Source organism: Streptomyces katrae (assembly GCF_000966975.1).
GTDB classification, from domain to species: Bacteria; Actinomycetota; Actinomycetes; order Streptomycetales; family Streptomycetaceae; genus Streptomyces; species Streptomyces katrae.
Genome location: NZ_JZWV01000381.1, coordinates 1 through 217 on the forward strand (window position 1 = coordinate 1; position 217 = coordinate 217).

The following is a 217-nucleotide window of genomic DNA, read 5'->3' on the forward strand; positions in this document are numbered from 1 at the left end:
GGGTGGGAGTCTCGAAGAGATCGCGGATGTTCAGCCGCACGCCGAGTTCGGCGCCGATCCGGCCGGCCAGCCGGGTGGCGAGCAGCGAGTGGCCGCCGTGGGCGAAGAAGTCGTCGTCCATTCCGGCCTCCTGGAGGCCGAGGACGGAGGCGAAGATCTCGCAGACGGTCTTCTCCGCGGGAGTGGCGGGCAGCCGTCCGGCCGGGCGGTACACGGT

At 71.4% G+C, this 217-nt stretch carries 1 protein-coding gene; it reads right to left on the reverse strand.

Features of this window, described 5'->3' with window-relative positions:
* Positions 1-217 (reverse strand): phosphopantetheine-binding protein (locus VR44_RS14875; RefSeq protein ID WP_157880296.1); only part of this gene is annotated, 217 nt, incomplete at both ends.